This window comes from Undibacterium paludis, assembly GCF_022568815.1.
Lineage (GTDB): Bacteria > Pseudomonadota > Gammaproteobacteria > Burkholderiales > Burkholderiaceae_D > Undibacterium.
Window position 1 is genome coordinate 24,860 of sequence record NZ_JAKZHX010000001.1, and the last position, 19,713, is coordinate 44,572.

Genomic DNA, 19,713 nt, shown 5'->3' on the forward strand with positions numbered 1-19,713 from the left:
CCTACCAGATGCTCACAGGCTTTTTTCAGTGGCGTATGGGCGGAATATGTGCAAGCGCGTTGCCCCGTCCATATGCTATTTTAAGCGGCAGACAAGGCGCAATATCTTTTAGCTCTTCAGCAAAGTCTTCAGTTTCTGGAAAAATCCAGCGCCATCATTACCCTCCGCTTTCTTGCTGCCGCCACCAGGCCTGGTTTGCCCGTCCATAGTTTCTTTCAGTTTTTCGCTTGTGCGAAAATAGCGGTACTCAGGCGTTTGTGCACTTGTCCATGGACAGACACCAAAATTTATCTCCATGGATTCGCGCAGCAAGCGCCCGGTCAGGCCGTCTTCTGATACCCAGTTGTCTTTATCGCCAACATAAAAAATCTTCATTCGCTGCTCGACCGGACAGTCCTCTTCGTCGTCATCATAATAATGATCCGCCTGTAACCAGGGCATTTCAAATTCCTTTGGCGGTCCGGTCTCCAGCAGCGGAGGCAGACGAGGGACACCGGTGGTCTGCAGACGGGTACGGGTTCGTTGACCATTTTCAACAAAGGCATAGCCGTAACTGCCACCCGCGTCATAGCAACAAAAAATGATGAACAGTTCTGGTTTGCCCAATTGCTCATAGAGGATGGAAACGTCTTTTTCCTGATACGCAAGAAAATCCCAGGCCAGCTCATTATTCGAGATAACGCAGACATCGTGATATTTTTCAACCAGTACATCACCGGGGTTGCGCGTATCAAACCTGGGAGACGCAGACTGGCTGATTTCCATGACAGCCTTGCCAGACAGCTGTGCCAACAATACTTCCCAGTTCGTGATTGCTGGTTGTGGACGAAAAATGATACCGGCTTGAGCAACTCCCACAACGCACTCCTTCAGGTAAATCAGTTGAAGAAAACAGATGGCGCTTCAGATTGCCATCGACAACCGTACAGCACAACAGGCTTTGACGAAAAACCACCATCACAGCGACGATCTTCAATAATGCCATGCAAGACAATTGAAAACACTCCCTGGCCAACCCAGTACAAGGCCTGTCCTTTTTCAGGAAAAACCATGCATGAAAACGTGGCGGCCATACCAGGCTTCTTTATACAAGGTATCAAGTCTTACTACTTGCTTCATTAAGTCCAACTACCTGGCAGTAGCATTCAGGGCACGAAACATACATCATTTACACTTGATCACCATCGCTCTACGGAGAGCTTGTACCATGTTTTTTCCTTTACATGCAACCCGTTCATCCACTGACAGACAGCCGGCTCAGGCCGGCCAGGATTCGCTCTGAAATGGTATAAATACCTGACCAGCCTGATGCTTGTCATCGTTGTGTACCTGGGGTTGCTATCACCCATCCTGATCAATCAGACCTGGCCACCTGTCGTTGCTGTCCTGTTATTCCTGCCGTACTTGATCACGCTATGACTGCACAATGCGGTTTTGCCTGGCATGCTCGATCCTGCGAGTCTGCGCGGCGAGCGCCGATGCGCACCGACGATATAGGGCTGGGTATTGGCCATCACAATTTTTTTGTACTGCAATGACCCGGCTTGCAATAGTTACCCGCTTGGTTGCTATTTTCTGGCGACGGAACTGAAACGGACATCGCGGGTCAAAGCTTCATGGATAGCACGATTGTCATTCATGCTCACTATAATGCTCTCATTGAAAAAACAGGATTAATCAAGCCATGATGTTCAAATCTGCTTCCATGAATATATTTGCCTTTTCCCCGGTCGCCATCGTTGCGGCCATGCTGACGGCCTGTGGCGGTGGTAGCGGCAATGGCAATGCGCCAACCTCGCCAGATAAACCAACCACGGCGATCAGCCTGTTTGCCGGTGCAGTGGATGGTAATGGCTACATTGATGGCAAGGCTGATGTGGCGAGGTTTGGACAGATCAATGGCATTGCCCTGGACCAGGCCGGCAACCTGTATGTGGCAGATGATGGCAACCATGTCATCCGCAAAATATCCGCAGCCGGTGATGTGACCACCCTGGCCGGTACAGCGGGGCAAATCGGCCTGGATGATGGCGACGGTGCGGTAGCCCGTTTTAACAACCTGCGCGGTCTGACACTTGGAACCGGTAACAATTTATACGTGGCTGACTTCTCCGTCAGAAAAATCAGCAGTACTGGCAAAGTAAGCACCTTGGATGGCAGTGGGCCTCCGGCGCAATGGAACGGGCAGGGACCGACCTTTGGCACACCATATCGAGCACAGAGCGTCGCTGCTGATATCGCGGGAAATGTGTTTGCTACCTACACCGGTTATCCCAACACAGTCGTCCAAAAAATACCGGCAACAGGGCCCGTCAGCAATTTTGCCGGCTCCCCCAACAATAGCTCGTCAACGGATGGAACAGGTACAGCTGCCAGATTGTCCAATGATGGCTATCTTGCAGCTGATAGCAGTGGCAACATCTATCTGGCCGATACGTATAACAGAAACCTGCGCAAGATCACGGCGGCAGGTGTTGTCAGTACCATCGCCGGTTCCATGTCGGTAACAAATCAGGTAGATGGACAAGGCCTTGCCGCCGGCTTTGCTGCACCAGCTTACCTGACGGTGGATACGGCCGGTGTTGTCTATATGGTTGACCAGAATCTGATTCGCAGGATTTCCGCCAGCGGCGCAACCACCACACTGGCTGGCAAAATTGGTAGCAGTGATGTGCAACTTGGCGCCCTGCCCGGTGCAGTTGGTACGCCAGCGGGCATAGCTGTCAGTGCCGACGGCAATCTGTATGTTGCCAGCCGCAATGCCATCCTGAAAATTAAACTGCCTTGAACACTGTCAGGCGTGATCATGGTTGCGTCTGATCATTGACGCCATATCCATTTACCTGTTGCAGCAAGGCTATCTGACGACTATGTCGATTCAGCATCACATGACGGACTGCTGCCCTGGATAAAACTGTCAATCACGGCAAAGCTCTTTTCTGGCTGCTCCATGTGAGGCATGTGTCCAGCCTGCGGGATCAGTTCAAAACGGGCATTGGCGAAAGCATGGGCATAGGCCAGTCCATATGCCGGAGTTACAATACGGTCGCTCTCTCCCCAGACAAACAGCGCAGGTAACTGGATTTGCCCCAGTTTGCCCAATAATTGCGGGTCATGCATATAGGGATCACCTGCCAGCTTACGCAGTGTCGCCATGTTGGCACGTTGCATAGCCTGCTGCGCGACAGAGACTGTGGACGGGTCGACATAGAATTTGTCAGGCTGGTGGAAGGCATGCTCTGCAACACCACGCGCCCCCATGGTAAACACATCAGCGATTACTTCGCCGTCGACATGAACACCTGCAGCATTCATTAAAATCAGGCTTTTGATGCGTTTTCCCATGTCACGCAATGCCATCTCGGCAGCAATCCAGCCACCTATCGATGAGCCCAGCACGATGACCTCGTACAAATCAAGTTTTTCCAGCAAAAGCAGGTAAGCTTGGGCCAGCGCCGCCACACTGTCCAGATACTCTGGGCACGTCGTGCCATTCCACCCAGGGTGCACAGGGGTGACCGTGCGTGAGCTGCTTGCCAGATGACTGACAATGCCAGCCACGGTGGCGGGTCCACCGCCGCCATGCAGTATCAGGATCGTCTGACCTGTGCCAGATTCGGTATAACTGATGGCAAGACCATTGTCCAGATCTGCCACGTAGCTTGTTGTTGCAATACTCATGTCGGATTCTCCAGTAAATTCCGGGTGCAGACGATGTGGCTATCCACAGTCACCGCATATGTTTGTTACATGGACAGTTTATTAGCACGCAGTACTATGGCGCATTATATCAACATATTTATATAAATGTGCTGATATAAATTAGTTTATAACATGTGCTACAGTAAGACCTATGCTAAATCACATACAACAATTGGGGCGCGCAGTGAAACAGGCGCAATACCGACAACATCGCGCCCTGGAAAATGCCCTGGCCGAAGCAGGTACCACCCTTGCCCAATGGGATGCATTGCGAGCCATAGACCGCACGCCGGGCGCCTCGTCCCACGACCTGGCCCTGGCAACGTTCCAGACCGACCAGGCATTCGGTACCCTGGCCAACCGCCTGGTAGCACAAGGTCTGATAGAAAGACGCGCAGGACAAGGAAGGCGCATAGAGCATTTCCTGACGACCGAAGGCGCGCAAATCCTGGCAACAGGCAACCAAATCGCCAATACCGTATTGACCAGCAAATTTGCCATACTGAATCAGGCAGAACAAAAAACCCTGCTCAAGTTACTGACGCGTATTACAGATGTGCAGGAACAGGATTTTTAATTCTTGTGTCACCAATTGTGTCACCAACGCAGATCCGTCCTGGATTGACCGTTTTATCATTGACCGCACCGCCATTGCCAACCCGTAGGGCTTAAGGCGATACATTCCTCCTTCCCCATCACCCGTACTGACATGATGCAAGCCAAGCCCATGACACACACTTCACACCAGACCAGGATACTGTGCTGGGCATTCTGCCTGCTAACTTCCCTGATGGCATCTGTCATACAAACCGTTGTCTGGCGCTGGACCGGGCTTGATCTGTTTTCTTTTTCTTATCTTGTCTTGCTACCAATTGGTGCACTCGTGATGGGTTTCATTGCCCTGAGCGGTTTTTATCTGGGCGCAACGTCTTTCAAATACCAGCCTGATCGCATCGACTTCAGTTTCTTGCTAGTCGCTGCACTGGCTTTTGCCCTGCAGATTTTTCTGGGCATGTATCTGTCGCTTTATCTTATGGGAAGGCTCCCTTTTCCTGACATGGATATACTGACTTCCTTTATTTCGTTCTATGTCACAGAGGCAAAACATACCATGCACTTCAACCGTCAGACCAGTGATACTGTCGCCGCAGGCGGTGCCGGCTGGTATCTGTTAATGGTACAAATCATGGCCCTATGTGCCGTCGCACGCACTATTTATGGTGCAACAGACAGAAGTGGCAATGCGCAATGGGAGTCGAAGTATTAAAAGGTTTCTATCTGGCTTAGCCTGGATTGTTACGACCTCACGCAGGCCGCAAGCTGCAGCACATGCTGCGCAGAAGTGCACAAGACTGACGGAACGCTCGCACTTTGGATGCCTGACCAGTCTTTATAATCACCGGCAAATCGGTGAATGGACGAGCAATCTCGCAATCACGCCATCCCTCTTACTACATGCAAATGCCTGAGTGGTTTCTGCTGCCATGCCAGCATGCTGCCGATAAACAGCGTCAAGCCAGAAAATATCAGGCCGCGCTCCAGGCCGCCAGGACCGTCAGCTATCCAGCCCACGATGGTTGGGCCGACAATCTGGCCTAAAGCAAAGACAGTAGTAAAAGCACTGATACCGGCCGACCAGGCTTCTGGCGCTGCATTGTGTCTTACCAGTGCCGTCGTCGACGCCACCACAGATAGAAACACGGCGCCGAACAGCAAACCAGAAACAAAGACAGCAGGGACTGCGCTGGTCAAGGCGGGCAGCAGTGTTGCCACGGCAACCAGGGCGGTCAAGATCGACAGCGATTGTCCGCCCTTGAAATGATCAAGCATACCAGCCCAGATACGTGACGAGGCGACCACGGCAAGCCCGAGCAAGGCGTAGAAGACAGTAATGGTCGATGCCTGCATGCCCTGTTCTTTCAGCAAAGCCACCACGAACGTCATGTAGCCGATATAACCTGCTCCAAACATGAAATACCCTGCCAGGCCAAATCCGAATGCACTGATCCTGAACGGGCTTTTGGTACCGGCATGCGCCGGTAAATCTGCAATAGCCCGGACTGGCAAAGCCATGGCAACGGTGACCAGCAGACAGATGCCGCCCATCACCAGCCATGGCCATTGCCAGGTGTGAGCGACATGTTGAGCCTGGGCATGCATCAATGTCAGCGGGACCAGCAGGGCTGACAAGGTAATGCCAAAGCCGGTGCCACCGTAGTACAAGCCAATCAGCAAACCAGCCCGTGCCGGATGCAGACCTCCCAGGCGCGATGCCAGCAGGCCGCCGGCAATAAAAATAAATGCGCTCGACATACCGGCGAGCACACGTTGCAGCAGCAGTACTTCGGCAGAGGTCACCATGCCAGAAACCAGCATGAAGATAGCGGTCAATACTGAACCGCCTATCAACAGACTCTGCGCACGAAGATATCGCATCAGCACGGGCGTCAGCAATGCCCCCAAAAAATAACCAAATGCATTGCCGGTGTTCATGCCACCAGCCAGAAGGTAGGACCATCCCAGATCAGTACGCATGGGTGGCAACAGCAAACCATACGAAAAGCGTGACAGACCAAGCGCTATCGCCGCGCCGAAAGACAGGGCCAGCGCCGTCAAAAGCGGATGACGTACTGGAAAGTGATTGAAAGCTACGGACATGACATGTCAATTCAAAAAAATGAGTCGGGATTTCCTGACAAACCGGGGAAATTTTCTAGCAATTCCCTGTCACATTTAACATGGTTTTCATTCATGCTATAAAATGAATCCACTGTTCAGATTCTATAGACAAGACAGACATGTACAAGTGTAAATTACGCATGGCTTGCATGAATTAAAATCATGAATAAATCCCTGCTAAACCTGCCTCCACTGGATGCCATCCGCGGCTTTGTTGCCGTCGCCCGACGCATGAGCATCACGCTGGCGGCCAATGACCTGTGCCTGACGCAGTCGGCAGTCAGCAGGCAGATACAGGGGTTGGAAGAACATCTGGGCACTCCGCTGCTGATACGCAAGCACCGCGCCATTGCCCTGACCGACGCGGGGGAACAGTTGCTGCAACTGGCATCTCCCTGGCTGGACAGGCTGATCGAATATAGCGAGTCCCTGCGGAAATCCGCGCAACTGCACTCTGTCACCATTACTGCATCCATCAGTGTGACAGGGTTGTGGATATTGCCAAGACTGGGCACATTTCAAGAAGCCCATCCCCATATCGACGTACGCGTGTCGGCCAATAATCGCGTACTGGATTTGAAAAAAGAAGACATAGACCTGGCTATCCGCTATGCCCGCGCGCAAGACGTGCCGGCAAATGCGATCAGACTTTTCACTGAAAAAATCATACCAGTGGCCAACAAGAAAGTCGCTGCCCGCGCTTTTAAAAACCCCAAAGCGTTGCTCAATGAAGTCTTGCTGGAACTGGATGAACGGGCCCTGCCCTGGTTACGCTGGTCCGACTGGCTAACCGCCACTGGCCTGCCTCATGCAAAACCCAAAGCCTACCTGCACCTCAATCAATACGACCAGGTCATCCATGCCGCCATTGAGGGCCACGGCGTCGCACTGGGGCGTGTTGCGCTGGTGCAGCCCATGCTCAAGGATGGCCGTCTCGTGGCATTGGGCGACAGCAGTCTTGGCAACAGCGACTACGCATATTGGCTGATGGAAGGTTCATCTTCACCGCGAGCAGAAGTACAGGTATTTCGCAATTGGATCATTGCAGAAGCAGGGCTGAATGAGCATCAACTTGAACCGGGCAATTTGACATAGCAAAACGAATGAACACCCTGACAATTTCTTTTGTCGAAACCTGAAAGCATCTCGCCTGTCGCATTACGACTGCCAGTCAACAACTTCATGCATTTGCATGGACACATGCAAAGCTGCCTCTCCTTAGCTGCATCGCGTCACATGGCGAACAATATCCGGATGATTCAGACAACTTTCATCACGACCATGATGTCAGATCCATCCCTTCATCCCCTGTGACAATCCTATTACAGATGTGAATTGCATTATTTGCAATTTCAATTAACATTAATCAAAACATCATTTAATTTCCCGTGGAAACTGTCTGTGTCATCACTATCGTCATTACAGATTCCATTTTTCTGTTTCATCTTTTTAACGGAGGCAATCAATGACAACGAGCAATAATATTTGCCTGTATGCGAACGGGCTGTTCGGACGTAATGATGACAAGGTCAATGCAGCACAATGCGCCGCATTACAGGAATCAGGGTTCACCACGGTCATCATCTGGGCCCTGCATGTGAACCAGCAAGGTAACCTGCAATTTGCTGACGACCCTGTCGTGAGAGATGGCGTATTGTCCAGCCAGTATCTGTACATGGGCAACTGGATCAACAAGCTCAAGTCCAGCGGCAGTGTCAATCGCGTATTGATCAGCCTTGGTGGCTGGGGTGTGGGGGACTTCAGCAATATGACCCATTTACTGAAAACCACACAAGGGAAGCATGAGCTGACACAGAATTTCCAGGCCATGGTCACGGCATTGCCAATAGACGGTTTTGATTTTGATATGGAAGAATGGGACAACCCCGGTATTACGAACAAAGAATATGTCAATACCATCGCCACGCTGACCAGCATGCTCAGCGGCATGGGTGGCGGCATGACAATCACATATTGCCCTTACAATCATCAGGCACACTGGCTTACAGCTCTTGAGCAGGTATACGCCAAAGCTAATGGCAGGCAACTGGTTAGCGCCTACAATCTGCAATGTTATGCAGGCGGCACAGGCAACGAACCGAGCGCGTGGGCAGAGACACTGCAGAGTGCGAAAACTACGACAGGCATCAGTGCGCCTGCCGCTTTCATCATCCCGGGCTTTGGATGTTACAACGCTGCCGACAGTTCGGGCTTGTGCCCTTCCGACGTACAGACGACGTTCGCTCAACTGGCAAACAGCACCCCTGGTATTACTGGTGGTTTCATCTGGAATTCTGGCAACATCTTTTCCAGCGAAAACTCCAATGGCTGCAACGGCTCCCCCATGACGGCAAGTGCCTATGCGACAGCAATGGGCAAAGGATTGAACGACGGCTGAACACTGCTGATGACAGTGAGCATGCATCATTGACGACACTTGGAAAATCGGGTGTCGTCATTCTTTTTCTGCATCTCAAAAAACTACCAAACTGCATATCGCCGAAAATAAAAATCAAAAAAATAATGTGTATCTGCTGACCACAAGTGAGTTTTTTTGCGACTGAATGACACGACACGCAACATGTTTCATTACCGTGCACATCACCGCCGTCGATTCGTTCGTCCGCACAGGATGACATACTGCCCAGGTTGCAGGACGACTTACTCGCAAAACAAGGGCACAAAACGGCGACACAACACAGGGAAACAACCGGGCATCCTGCAAGCATTTGAGAGTGAGCGGGCATGGACCTGGGCAACGCCATTTACCCCCACCTGACATCAATCCTCACACAATTCTGGTTTGATTCATTGAAGCCCTCTTGGTCCTGCGTTTGTCGCAGCGCAGCATCCGATTAACCGCCCAGAAACGACCTGTCAATCCGCAGAAACCGCAAAATTGTCTCTAAATTGTATTTTCGTTGTGGTTTTACAACGCTTTTAGACATTTCTTTTTCGTAATAAAAGCTTCCATTTTCCCTATGAATCATCCCTGTCAGAAACGTTTTTTGAGGTAAAAAATTGAATGTTTCCTCAAATTCAATCATTTAATGTTTTTGACACATTGTCAAATAATGTTAATAATCAGCTTCCATTACAAACAGATTACAAAAAGACACACTGGTATTAGATAAAAAATATAAACAAATAAAACACAAAGGCGAAGTAACTGTCTTGCATGCAGCATCGCATGCAAGTGGTCTTACTATTGCCCAAAGAATTCCTATGCGGCAATTTGATCAATTGTTTGCATAGTAATAAGGAAAACCTGATCGGGTGTCGCGCAGCCCGCCTGGGTAATCCATAGGTGAAGGGGAAAACCGGCTCAAACAAGCTGGTTTTTTTCAAATGACCTGTCCCGGCAGGGTGCACTGAGGGGATGGGTGACTGAGCGGTCGGTGTTACAAAAAATGACATTGACCACATTCTTCGCATTTTAAAAATCAGGGAGAGAAGTAATGAGTATCAGTTGTAACTTCAAATTATTGCCTTTGGTCGCTGTGGCCATGGCAATGGCGGCCGGCACTGCGCAAGCAGAACAATGGGTGTCGACCGAAACCAAAGCAACCAGGGTGCTGAGTACGGCAACAACACCTACCGGTGTTGTCACCATGATGCAGGCAGGTTCGCCAACACATGTGGCCGTATCACTCAAGCTGCGCAACAAGGCAGACCTGGACGCATTGACGACTGGCATCATGAGCGGCAAAAACGTCAGGACAATTTCGAATGCCGAGTTCATGTCGCGTTATGCGCCAACGGCAGCACAAGTCCAGGCCGTGGTTGATCACTTGAAAGCCAGCGGCTTTATCAACATCAAGGTAGCGGACAACCGCATGCTGGTTGAGGGTGATGGCACGGTCGCGTCGGTCAAGAGCGGTTTCAACACCGACTTGCATAGCTACGTGGTTGATGGTCGCTCTGTGCATGTGAATCTGTCAGATGCACAAGTACCTGCATCACTGTCAGACACAGTCTTGGCGGTGCACGGTCTGCAAACCATGCATCTGGCACGTACTCACCTTGTCAGGCCAAAAACCAATACCCTGGCAAGCACAGGACATAATCCGACTGAGTTCTCAGCCATCTATAACGCGACCGGCCTGCCTAGCGCCGTAAATGCCACTATCGGCATCATCACGCAAGGTAGCATGACGCAAACGATTACTGACCTGAACACTTTCACCAGCCGCGCCGGTTACCCAGCCGTGAACGTGCAAACCGTTACTGTCGGCGCTGCCAGCTCTGACACAGCCGGTGTCGGTGAGTGGAACATGGATACGCAAGATGCACTGGCTGCTGCCGGCGGTACCATCAAAAAGATGATACTGTACACAGCAACCACCTTGAACGATGCTGACCTGACTGCCACATTCAACCGCGCAGTGACAGACAATGTCGCCAAGTCCATCAACGTCTCTCTGGGTGAATGCGAGAACGATGCCAAGGCATCGGGCTTCATGGCAACGAACGACCAGATATTCCAGACTGCGGTTGCACAGGGCCAGACTTTCTCTGTCTCTTCCGGCGACTCCGGTGCGTATGAATGCGGTGGCCCAGGTACTTCACAAAGCTACCCGTCCGTATCCCCATACGTGATTTCTGTTGGCGGCAGTTTGCTTAACACCAATGGTTCGACACGGATTTCTGAATCGGTATGGTCATGCACGAGCGCATCAAGCTGCCAGCAAAGCGCCAACGGCGGCGCCGGCGGCGGACCATCCCTGACAACGAATGCACCTAGCTGGCAAATCAATTCCGGCGTTCTGGGTTCTTCTACCAAACGCGGCACGCCAGATATCTCATTTGATGCAGACCCAGCCAGTGGCGCTCTGGTGATCGTCAATGGTTCCAACCAGCAGATCGGTGGCACCAGTCTGGCAGCACCGATCTTCACCGGTTTTTGGGCACGTGTGCAATCGATGAATAACAACAGCCTGCCTTTCCCGGCTGCAGCTATTTATCAAAAAGCTGCCAGCACACCTGGCATGTTCTATGACATCACCTCCGGCAGCAACGGTGGTTATACTGCCAAAGCCGGCTGGGATTATGCCAGTGGTTATGGCAGCCTGAACATGGCTAATTTTGCAGCGGCAATGGGTTCCACACCTCCACCACCAAATGTACTGGTCAAGGATGTGCCTATCACTGGTATCAATGTAGCTACCGGTGGTAACCTGGTCTACACTTTTGCTGTACCTAGCGGCGCGACCAACCTGACATTCAAAACATCGGGTGGCACAGGTGACGCCGATCTGTACGTGCAAGTGGGTTCTGCACCGACCACATCCGCCTATCTGCAAAAGTCTGACGGTTCCACTACGACAGAAAACATCACCATTGCTGCACCAACAGCAGGTACTTACTATGTACTGTTGAATGGTTACACGGCAGCGAGCGGCGTCAGCCTGGTAGCCAGCTACCAGACCGGCACTCCTGGTAATGTATTGTCGAACGGTGTACCGGTGAATGGCATCACCCTGGCATCCGGTGCTTCGCAGGTCTACACCTTCGTTGTACCAGCCGGCCGTCCAACCCTGACCATCAAGACTTCCGGTGGTACAGGCGACGCCGATCTGTACGTGCAACTGGGTTCTGCTCCAACGACTTCTTCTTACCTGAAGAAATCCGATGGCGCCAGCACCAATGAAACCATCACCATCAATTCACCAGCAGCCGGTACTTACTATGTACTGGTCAAGGCTTACAGCGCCGTCAGCGGCGTCAGCCTGGTGGCGACAGACTAAGGTAGTACAGCCAAGCATGGATGCAGCAGCCTGAGGCATGACAGTAAAACCAAAGGCTGATGCAGGCTGATCAAAAACAAAACCCCCGGCGATTCATCTGCCGGGGGTTTTGTTCTTTGTGCATAGGCTGATGCCTGTCAGCTTGCATTCGGTTTACATCGGTCATCAATCCGCCCCCAGGTCCTGTACGAAACGGGTAGTCAGGTGCAGTTGCTCAGGTCTGACACCTAGCTGGGCACAAATGATGGTACGTAGCTGGTCGAGCACTATGTCACTATTGACGCGCGGGCGTTGCAAACGATTCAGTTCGATCACAACAAAGTCACGAAGCTTGCCCACCGTGTCCAGACCAGATGCTGCATCGTCGCGAATGCTGATATCAAAATTTCTTTCCACAGCGATGATCAATTCAACGGTATCCAGACCCATGATATGTATCAGTAACTCATCCAGCATATATTGTAATGGTCAAACCAGCACGATGTCTGTGTCAGATGCAGTCACTTCATATATCAGGCATGTTTTCCCTGGCTATGCGTCTTGCGCAGAAATCCCGGCACGTCCGCTGCCGGCATCGGCTTGGCCAGGAAATAACCTTGTATGCTGTCACACTGTACTGAACGCAAAAAATTCATCTGCTGCTCGGTCTCTACCCCTTCAGCGATGACGGAAAGGCCCAGACCGTGGCCCAGTGCAATAATGGCCGTGATGATGGCCTCATCTTCACCGTCGCCCGGAATGTCGCGTACAAAGCTGCGGTCGATTTTCAGTTCATTGATGGGGAAGCGTTTGAGGTAGGCCATTGACGAATAGCCGGTACCAAAGTCATCAATTGACAGACGCAGGCCGCGGGCACGCAATTGTGACAGCAGTTCGATATTGGTACCGACATTTTCCATCAATTGGGATTCGGTGATTTCCAGTTCCAGCCGGCTGGCGTCAATGCCGGCTGCAGCGATTTCAGCAAAAATTTCTTCGGCCAGGTTAGCGTTCTTGGTTTGTCTCGGTGACAGGTTGATCGATACCTTGAAATCGCGCAAACCCAGCTCTTCCCATACGGCGACCTGCATGCAGACGGTGCGTGTGACCCACATGCCGATCTCATTGATAAGACCGGTTTCTTCGGCGATAGGGATGAACTCCACCGGACTGACCGAGCCAAGCTGCGGATTGGTCCAGCGCAACAAGGCTTCAAACCCGACTATGCGGTTGTGACGCAGCAGCAACTTGGGCTGATAGCATAGTGATAATTCATTATTCTGTATGGCTTTTCTGAGACTGGTTTCCAGGGCCAGGCGTTTTTTTGCATGCTGGTTCATTTCCTGACGGAAGATTTCGTAAGTGTTTTTGCCTTTGGCCTTGGCAGCATACATGGCGGCATCGGCATTGCGTGTCAATGTCAGCGGGCTGAGCCTGTCATCGCCACTGCTGCTGACACCGATGCTGCCAGTGACAAAAACTTCTTGCTCGGCAATCTCGAAAGGCGCTGCCAGCGAAAGTATGACTTTTTGAGCGACGGCTTCACCAGTGCGACTACCTGCCCTGGATTGCAGGATCATGGCAAATTCGTCGCCACCGATACGGCAGACGATATCGGCATCGCGCAAGCTGTTCGACAAACGATCACCAACAGCCTTCAGCAATTGGTCACCCTGATTGTGCCCCAGCGAATCATTGACGGCCTTGAAATTGTCGAGATCGAGCAGGAGCAGTTCCAGTTGCCCTCCGAACCTGGCTACGGTCACCAGCGAATGTGCCAGGCGCTCGTTAAAAGCGTGACGGTTAGGCAAGCCGGTAACAGCATCAATATGGGCGAGGTAGGTCAGGTGCTCTTCTGCCTGCGCCACCGCCTGACGCATGCGTGCCACCATCAGGTAACCGATGCCCAGGGACGCAAAGATCACACACAGGGTGATCAGTGCATACATGCTGAAGCGGCCATACAAGGCATCCAGTGAAGCACGCATGACGACCTGTGCAATCGGCTTGCCATCGAGCTCAGCTGTCTGCACCAGGTCCAGGTAATTCCAGTGGAATTCATGGCCATTGAGCATCAGTGCCGGTGTCGGCGCCTGCAAGGCATTACCCTTGCCACGCGAATAATAGGCAAAGGCCGGTCCTGGTTCAATAAAGATGGCGGCGGCAGCGATGCTGGAAGAGGCATTCAGGGCGGCCAGGGTCTCTGTCGCCGTCTTGACATCCCGAAAAACAATGGCAGCCGTAATATTGGAGCTGACGATGCGCCCCTGCACCTGCATGTCTTCGATAAAACTCTGGCGCAAGGATAAGAACTGCACCACAATCAGCAGCACGGCGGCACACAGCATCGCCACGCATAACGCCAGCAAGGCTGAATTGGCAGATTTGCCACTCAACCCTGTCTGCTGCTCCTCCCTGATGTTCACCACCATAGCTGTTCACCCTGATCCTGTGCCTGCATGCCCTGCTCGCTCTGTCTGATGTCCCTCACCACACTTTACGCGCTAATCGCAATAATTTGGAGCTGATGGTAAAACCCGCCTGGCGGGCGCTGCTGGCATTGACTTCAAAGACAAAACGGTTATTGTCGACCGCGATGGCGATCATGGCTCCTTCATCAATCGCACGCTCACGGTCGGAAATGGTCAGTACACTCAGGCCTTCCAGTTTTTTTCTGATCTGCGCCGGACGCTGATGCTCATCGTCGTCCAGGTACAAAACCTTACAGCTTTGCAGGCTGTCTTGCTCGGCCAGCAATTTGAAACGCAATTCATGATTACCCACAGTCTTTTTCTGTAACTGTATCAAGGCATCGCTGACCGGGCCAGACTTCAATGCGCACAGGGTCAATACTTCATTGCTGGCCAGACCAGCCACCGGCCATTCAGTAAACAACATGAAATTGTAGATCAGTGCTGCTTTCAACTGGTTTTCCGGTGCTTGCTGCGCCCGTGCATGGTTCGCCATCGTGACGAACAGGCTCAGCACACCAAATAGCAAGGGCACGAATACCTTTGCCCGGACTGGTCGGAGCAGCGCTGACGTAGTCATATGCCCGCTCAAAACTTGTACGTGAGTTTGAGGCGATAACTGCGCCCGTCCTGCTGCAAGCTGTCTTGCAGATGTTCTGGTCCTCCTGGCACACTGTAATGACGGTCAAACAGGTTATACACTCCGAGCGAGATTTCAGTATGATCGAGCCATTGTGCAGAAACCAGGCTGAGATTGCACAGCGCATAACCACCGGTGTCACCACGCAAGGTCTTGCGTCTGGCAACATACTGTCCCTCGACAGCCAGTCTGGCACGCAACAGAGCGAGGGGAGAAGACAGGTTGAGCTTGGCCAGGTGCGCAGGTGAATTCACCACTTCCTGGCCTGTCATTTCGTCAGTGACACGTTGCCAGCTATAGCTGCTGCGCAGGTGTGCGCCCTCATTCCACAGACGCTGATATTCCAGCTCGACGCCACTGGCGCTGACGCGTGAGACATTCCTGAACACCAGCAAACCATCACGCTCATCGAGCTCTTGCGATATCAGGTCAGACACGGTATTGCGGTAAGCCGACAGGAGCAGGCGGCTGCTGGCAGACAATTGCTGCTCCCACGATAGTTCACGGGTCAGTATGTGTTCTGGCCTCAGCATGGGATTGATCTTTTGCCCGCCTTCTCCAGGCAAACTGTAATATAGCTCGAAAGCATTTGGCGAACGAAAGGCCTTGCCGACAATACCCTTGACAGTGGTATTGAGCCAGGGTTTATAGATCAACGCTACACGTGGACTGACGGCCCCAGAGCTAAGGCTGTTACGGTCATAGCGCAAACCGGCATTGAACAGGAGGTCATCACGCAGACTCCATTCGTCCTGCAGGTAGAGGCCGAGGCGATTGGCGCTGCGCGCATCATTGAGCAAAACCTGCGGTTGCCCTGGCTGAGCACCTGCGGACTGCAAGTATGTATTCTGGCTGAACTGTTTCAACTGTGCATCACGCTGATACTCCATGCCAGCCAGCAATTTATGCTGTTTGAAGCGGGTCGTCACCAGATTCAGTTCACCGCCCCACCAGGTCGAACTGCTGCCATCCTCATTGACCATATCAGGCGCACTATAGATATAGGTACCGGCAAAGTCATGACTGCCCCAGAACAGCCTGGTGCTCAGACGCGTCTGTCCTGACAGGGCTGTATTATAGGCAAGGGCAATATTACTCTGCCGGTCCAGGGTAGCAGAACGCGGATCGTTAAATACCTGACTATACGAGGCGGTCGGTATGCCCTTGCTACGCTCGATATGTGCTGCCGACAGAGTGAATGCACCGAGATCCGCGCGAAAGAATAATTGATCAAGCTGCTCATGATCAAGTCGGTGGGCAATACCATGATTATTATCGGGTGTATCGTACTCCGCAAAATACAGGTCACGGCCATCACGCCGGTAACTGCTGGCTGACAACAGGAACTCCGCATCACCGGCCTTGCCATCAGACGTCGTGCCGCTCCAGCCATAACTGCCACGCAGACTACGTTCACCAACACTGCCGACGCTGACACTGGCAACCGGGCCAGCCATGTCGCGTCCACGTTTGGTGATGACATTAATGACGCCAAAGAAGGCATTGGAACCATACACCGATGAACCTGGCCCGGGCACGTATTCCACCCTGTCGATCACATCGAGGTCAAGGATGAATTCACGCCCCAGAGATGCCTGGTCATACACAGAATCATTGTTGCGATTGCCATCGACCAGCAATAGAAACCGTGTATCGTAATCACCCGGCCGCAAAAAACCACGCCCGCCCAGATAACTGTAGTTGCGATCATTGCTTGCGTACAGCCCCCGTATGCTCGACAGTAATTCTGCCAGGCTGCGCCAGCCGTACAATTTGATATCGGCAGCCGTGATCACACTGACCGACGAGGGCGCATCCGCCAGCGCCTGCGGGAATTTGGATGCAGTCGATATCTGCATAGCCAGTAGTTGCTCTATCGACAAATCCGTCAGATCATCATCAGCCAGGCTGGCGGCATGTACCGTGGTGCCAGCAACGCACAGACACAACAACAAGCAGGGAGTACGCAAAGGAATGTGGAACATGATCGGTTCTTTAAAGAGTGCCAGCACCCGCACCGGGCTGCGGATGATACCTGTTGCGAGGGACTATTCATATTGCCTATGAACAAACTAGCACTCAATATTGAGGCCGTCAAACTTGTATGGCGTGAGGGCAACAGGTACTTGCTTTTATTCCTGAAAGCATAGCGGGACAAGTACAATTAATTCCTGCACGGAAATATTCACGGAAATATCTTAGTCGCCTGCCTGCGTCTGCCATGTGTCGCAAGCTGTTAAACCATCCGTTTTTGCACCGCACCGATAAACTGATTCTGTACGGGCCCCATACTGGCCCTGTACTGCTGTTTTTCGTTCATCCCAACTCACATGTAAAATGGCGCATTCAGGCTCACCACATCCAGCCTGCACAACAGGAGAACCAGATGGAACACTACGCTTCGCTGCTCGGCATCTGTGCCGCCCTGACCGTTGGCGTCATCAGCCCCGGTCCCAGTTTTGTCATGATTGCCCGCACCGCCGTTGCCGCCAGCCGCAATGAAGGTGTCGCCGCAGCCATAGGCATGGGCTGTGGCGGCGTACTGTTTGCCATTGCCGCCCTGCTGGGCCTGCAAGGCCTGCTGCTGGCCGTGCCACTGCTGTACACCGTGCTAAAAGTGGCGGGGGGCATCTATCTTGCCTTTCTCGGCTTCAAAATCTGGCGTGGTGCCAGCCTGCCCTTGCAGATTGCCGCCGCTACCGGCAACCTGACCGGCAGAAACAGCCTGTCCAAATCGTTGATACTGGGATTCACCACCCAGGTCAGCAATCCCAAGACATCCATCGTTTACGCCAGCGTGTTTGCCGCCTTCATGCCCGGCAGCCAATCCATCAGTTTTGATGTCTTGCTGATCTGCACCGTTTTTGTCATAGAAAGCAGCTGGTATGCCATTGTCGCCGTCGCCCTGTCTTCTGCACGCCCGCGTACCACCTACCTGCGCTACAAGCACTGGCTGGACCGTGTGGCAGGTGGCGTCATGATGGCACTTGGCATCAAGCTGGTGGCATCGGCGCGCTGAATTCTGAATATCTGCCCCCTCGTTTGCACGACACCATGACAGACATACGCAAAGCACTTGCCACTGACGCCACCGAGGTCCATGCCTTGCGCAAACTGGCCATTCTCAGCCAATGTGCCTGCGCTTATGATGCAGAATTGCTGAGATTGTGGACAGACGGTGAATTGAGCGAACGCTTCAGCCAGGCTGTGCAAGACAGCTTTTACGTCATCACCAGCAACGACAAGATCGTTGCAAGCGGGGCCGTTGATCTGGTCAGCGGGCAGGTTGACGCCATTTTCGTCCACCCGGCACACTTCAGACAGGGGCTGGGCAAACGCATCATGGGTTTTCTGGAACAACGCGCCCTCGATCATGGCCTGACACAGCTCAAGCTCGACGCCACCCTCAATGCTGCCGATTTTTACCGCTCCTGCGGTTTTAGCGGCGACACCGTATCCATCTACCACTCACCACGCGGGATAGAACTGGCCTGTGTGCCTATGCTGAAGGTGTTGCAGCGTAAGTGATATCGTTTGTAACGTAGTCACCTGAATGACTTGGAGGCTGTTGCGAAACTGAGATAAGCCTCTTAGGCCCGACACCCCATCTGCTTACGTAATTGCCCCAGATCACTGGCTGATATATTCTTGAGGATATCGGCGGTGACATGGCCATATTCTTCGCGCATCAAACTAAAACCTGACTTGCTACCCGGCGGCACAAACCAGACGACATAACCACAGGTGATGGGTGCTGCACTGTGCCGGGTTTCATAGTCAACCGCGATGTAAACACCCGGTTGCTGTGAATTGGCTGGATTGTCATAGACAGTAATGCGCCACAAATCGCGATTGATGAGCTTGCCTATCGTCGCCTGGTAAGCAGAAGCTCTGGCTTTCCATTCTGGGTAAGCACTGAGGCTCTTTGTGCTGCTGCCCAACATATTGTAGGCAGCCTGGTAATCACCTTTTTCCAATGCAGAAAAATAGATGACGGTCAGTTTTTTGACTTCGTTCCTGAACCTGGCTTCGTCATCACTGCTGAGTTTGGCAACACTGAATGGCTTTGCCGTAGTAGGTAAAGCGTCCACACAATTCAAGGTTTGCATCATCTTGAATGAAGCAGAGCGAGCATCGTTAATGCTGCCAGCCTTGGATTCATCAGTCTTGAAGGTGTATTTGCCAAATTGCGCTTTCTTGTCACCGCATAGAGTAGTCGCCGGTCCTTGCATCGCAGCTTGTGCCTGCGCTATCGTCATACTGGCATTGTTGCTCAAAACCAGTTCATATTCACTTGCTGAGATTTTTTTGTAAGCAAGTTCAACGGCCTGACTATAACTGGAGAACAGACACAGGCTGGCACTGATGGCTATGCTGATTTGTTTCATGGCAAATGCGCAATTTGTTTTTGATCGCGCAACAATAAAGGATAAATCAATATCCGTATAGTGATTTGATTTCAGCTTCAAGCTTCACTCCAGCGACGCCTATGGAT

Annotated in this window: 18 protein-coding genes; 8 read left to right on the forward strand and 10 right to left on the reverse strand. The window is 52.2% G+C overall.

Going from position 1 to position 19,713, the window contains the following annotated elements:
- Positions 1-108: 108 nt before the first annotated feature.
- From LZ463_RS00120 to LZ463_RS00130, 3 genes are all read right to left on the reverse strand, one after another.
- On the reverse strand, positions 109-858 hold the full coding sequence (locus LZ463_RS00120; protein WP_241452390.1) for a hypothetical protein: 750 nt from the start codon (positions 856-858) through the stop codon (positions 109-111).
- Positions 859-878: 20 nt separating this feature from the next.
- On the reverse strand, positions 879-1,073 hold the full coding sequence (locus LZ463_RS00125) for a hypothetical protein (RefSeq protein ID WP_241452392.1): 195 nt from the start codon (positions 1,071-1,073) through the stop codon (positions 879-881).
- Between the two features lie 285 nt (positions 1,074-1,358).
- Positions 1,359-1,514, reverse strand: a complete 156-nt coding sequence (locus LZ463_RS00130) for a hypothetical protein (RefSeq protein WP_241452394.1) — start codon at positions 1,512-1,514, stop codon at positions 1,359-1,361.
- A gap of 170 nt (positions 1,515-1,684) precedes the next feature.
- Between LZ463_RS00130 and LZ463_RS00135 the strand changes: the two genes are divergently transcribed.
- Positions 1,685-2,788 (forward strand): NHL repeat-containing protein, encoded by a 1,104-nt coding sequence (locus LZ463_RS00135; RefSeq protein ID WP_241452396.1) that lies wholly within the window; start codon positions 1,685-1,687, stop codon positions 2,786-2,788.
- Positions 2,789-2,868: 80 nt separating this feature from the next.
- Here LZ463_RS00135 and LZ463_RS00140 read toward each other — a convergent pair whose 3' ends face one another.
- Positions 2,869-3,681 carry an alpha/beta fold hydrolase gene (locus LZ463_RS00140; RefSeq protein WP_241452405.1) on the reverse strand — a complete coding sequence of 271 codons (813 nt, stop codon included), beginning with the start codon at positions 3,679-3,681 and terminating at the stop codon, positions 2,869-2,871.
- 172 nt (positions 3,682-3,853) lie between these two features.
- Between LZ463_RS00140 and LZ463_RS00145 the strand changes: the two genes are divergently transcribed.
- A complete protein-coding gene (locus LZ463_RS00145; protein ID WP_241452417.1) occupies positions 3,854-4,279 on the forward strand; it encodes a MarR family winged helix-turn-helix transcriptional regulator in 426 nt (141 codons plus the stop codon).
- Positions 4,280-4,429: 150 nt separating this feature from the next.
- Positions 4,430-4,969 (forward strand): hypothetical protein, encoded by a 540-nt coding sequence (locus tag LZ463_RS00150; RefSeq protein WP_241452419.1) that lies wholly within the window; start codon positions 4,430-4,432, stop codon positions 4,967-4,969.
- Between the two features lie 167 nt (positions 4,970-5,136).
- On the opposite strand, the gene LZ463_RS00155 is transcribed toward LZ463_RS00150, so the two are convergent.
- The gene (locus tag LZ463_RS00155; RefSeq protein WP_241452421.1) at positions 5,137-6,360 is read right to left on the reverse strand and encodes a YbfB/YjiJ family MFS transporter; all 1,224 of its coding nucleotides are present in this window, start codon (positions 6,358-6,360) and stop codon (positions 5,137-5,139) included.
- 183 nt (positions 6,361-6,543) lie between these two features.
- Here LZ463_RS00155 and LZ463_RS00160 point away from each other — a divergent pair, with 183 nt between their 5' ends.
- From LZ463_RS00160 to LZ463_RS00170, 3 genes are all read left to right on the forward strand, one after another.
- Positions 6,544-7,476: a LysR substrate-binding domain-containing protein gene (locus LZ463_RS00160; protein WP_241452429.1), complete on the forward strand. Its 933-nt coding sequence runs from the start codon at positions 6,544-6,546 to the stop codon at positions 7,474-7,476.
- 370 nt (positions 7,477-7,846) lie between these two features.
- The gene (locus LZ463_RS00165; protein WP_241452439.1) at positions 7,847-8,779 is read left to right on the forward strand and encodes a glycosyl hydrolase family 18 protein; all 933 of its coding nucleotides are present in this window, start codon (positions 7,847-7,849) and stop codon (positions 8,777-8,779) included.
- Positions 8,780-9,839: 1,060 nt separating this feature from the next.
- The gene (locus LZ463_RS00170; RefSeq protein WP_241452461.1) at positions 9,840-12,128 is read left to right on the forward strand and encodes a pre-peptidase C-terminal domain-containing protein; all 2,289 of its coding nucleotides are present in this window, start codon (positions 9,840-9,842) and stop codon (positions 12,126-12,128) included.
- Between the two features lie 165 nt (positions 12,129-12,293).
- On the opposite strand, the gene LZ463_RS00175 is transcribed toward LZ463_RS00170, so the two are convergent.
- The 4 genes from LZ463_RS00175 to LZ463_RS00190 form a co-directional block, all read right to left on the reverse strand.
- On the reverse strand, positions 12,294-12,557 hold the full coding sequence (locus LZ463_RS00175; protein WP_241452463.1) for an acyl carrier protein: 264 nt from the start codon (positions 12,555-12,557) through the stop codon (positions 12,294-12,296).
- Positions 12,558-12,640: 83 nt separating this feature from the next.
- The gene (locus LZ463_RS00180; RefSeq protein ID WP_241452465.1) at positions 12,641-14,503 is read right to left on the reverse strand and encodes a putative bifunctional diguanylate cyclase/phosphodiesterase; all 1,863 of its coding nucleotides are present in this window, start codon (positions 14,501-14,503) and stop codon (positions 12,641-12,643) included.
- 91 nt (positions 14,504-14,594) lie between these two features.
- Positions 14,595-15,158: a YfiR family protein gene (locus tag LZ463_RS00185; RefSeq protein ID WP_241452467.1), complete on the reverse strand. Its 564-nt coding sequence runs from the start codon at positions 15,156-15,158 to the stop codon at positions 14,595-14,597.
- 8 nt (positions 15,159-15,166) lie between these two features.
- On the reverse strand, positions 15,167-17,203 hold the full coding sequence (locus LZ463_RS00190; protein WP_241452475.1) for a TonB-dependent receptor plug domain-containing protein: 2,037 nt from the start codon (positions 17,201-17,203) through the stop codon (positions 15,167-15,169).
- A 401-nt stretch (positions 17,204-17,604) separates the two neighbouring features.
- Here LZ463_RS00190 and LZ463_RS00195 point away from each other — a divergent pair, with 401 nt between their 5' ends.
- Together LZ463_RS00195 and LZ463_RS00200 are read left to right on the forward strand one after the other, a co-directional pair.
- The gene (locus LZ463_RS00195) at positions 17,605-18,237 is read left to right on the forward strand and encodes a LysE family translocator (RefSeq protein WP_241452491.1); all 633 of its coding nucleotides are present in this window, start codon (positions 17,605-17,607) and stop codon (positions 18,235-18,237) included.
- A gap of 35 nt (positions 18,238-18,272) precedes the next feature.
- Entirely contained in the window at positions 18,273-18,746 is a 474-nt protein-coding gene (locus LZ463_RS00200; protein ID WP_241452500.1) for a GNAT family N-acetyltransferase, read from the forward strand.
- Positions 18,747-18,808: 62 nt separating this feature from the next.
- Here LZ463_RS00200 and LZ463_RS00205 read toward each other — a convergent pair whose 3' ends face one another.
- Positions 18,809-19,606, reverse strand: a complete 798-nt coding sequence (locus LZ463_RS00205; RefSeq protein ID WP_241452502.1) for a DUF4019 domain-containing protein — start codon at positions 19,604-19,606, stop codon at positions 18,809-18,811.
- Positions 19,607-19,713 lie beyond the last annotated feature (107 nt).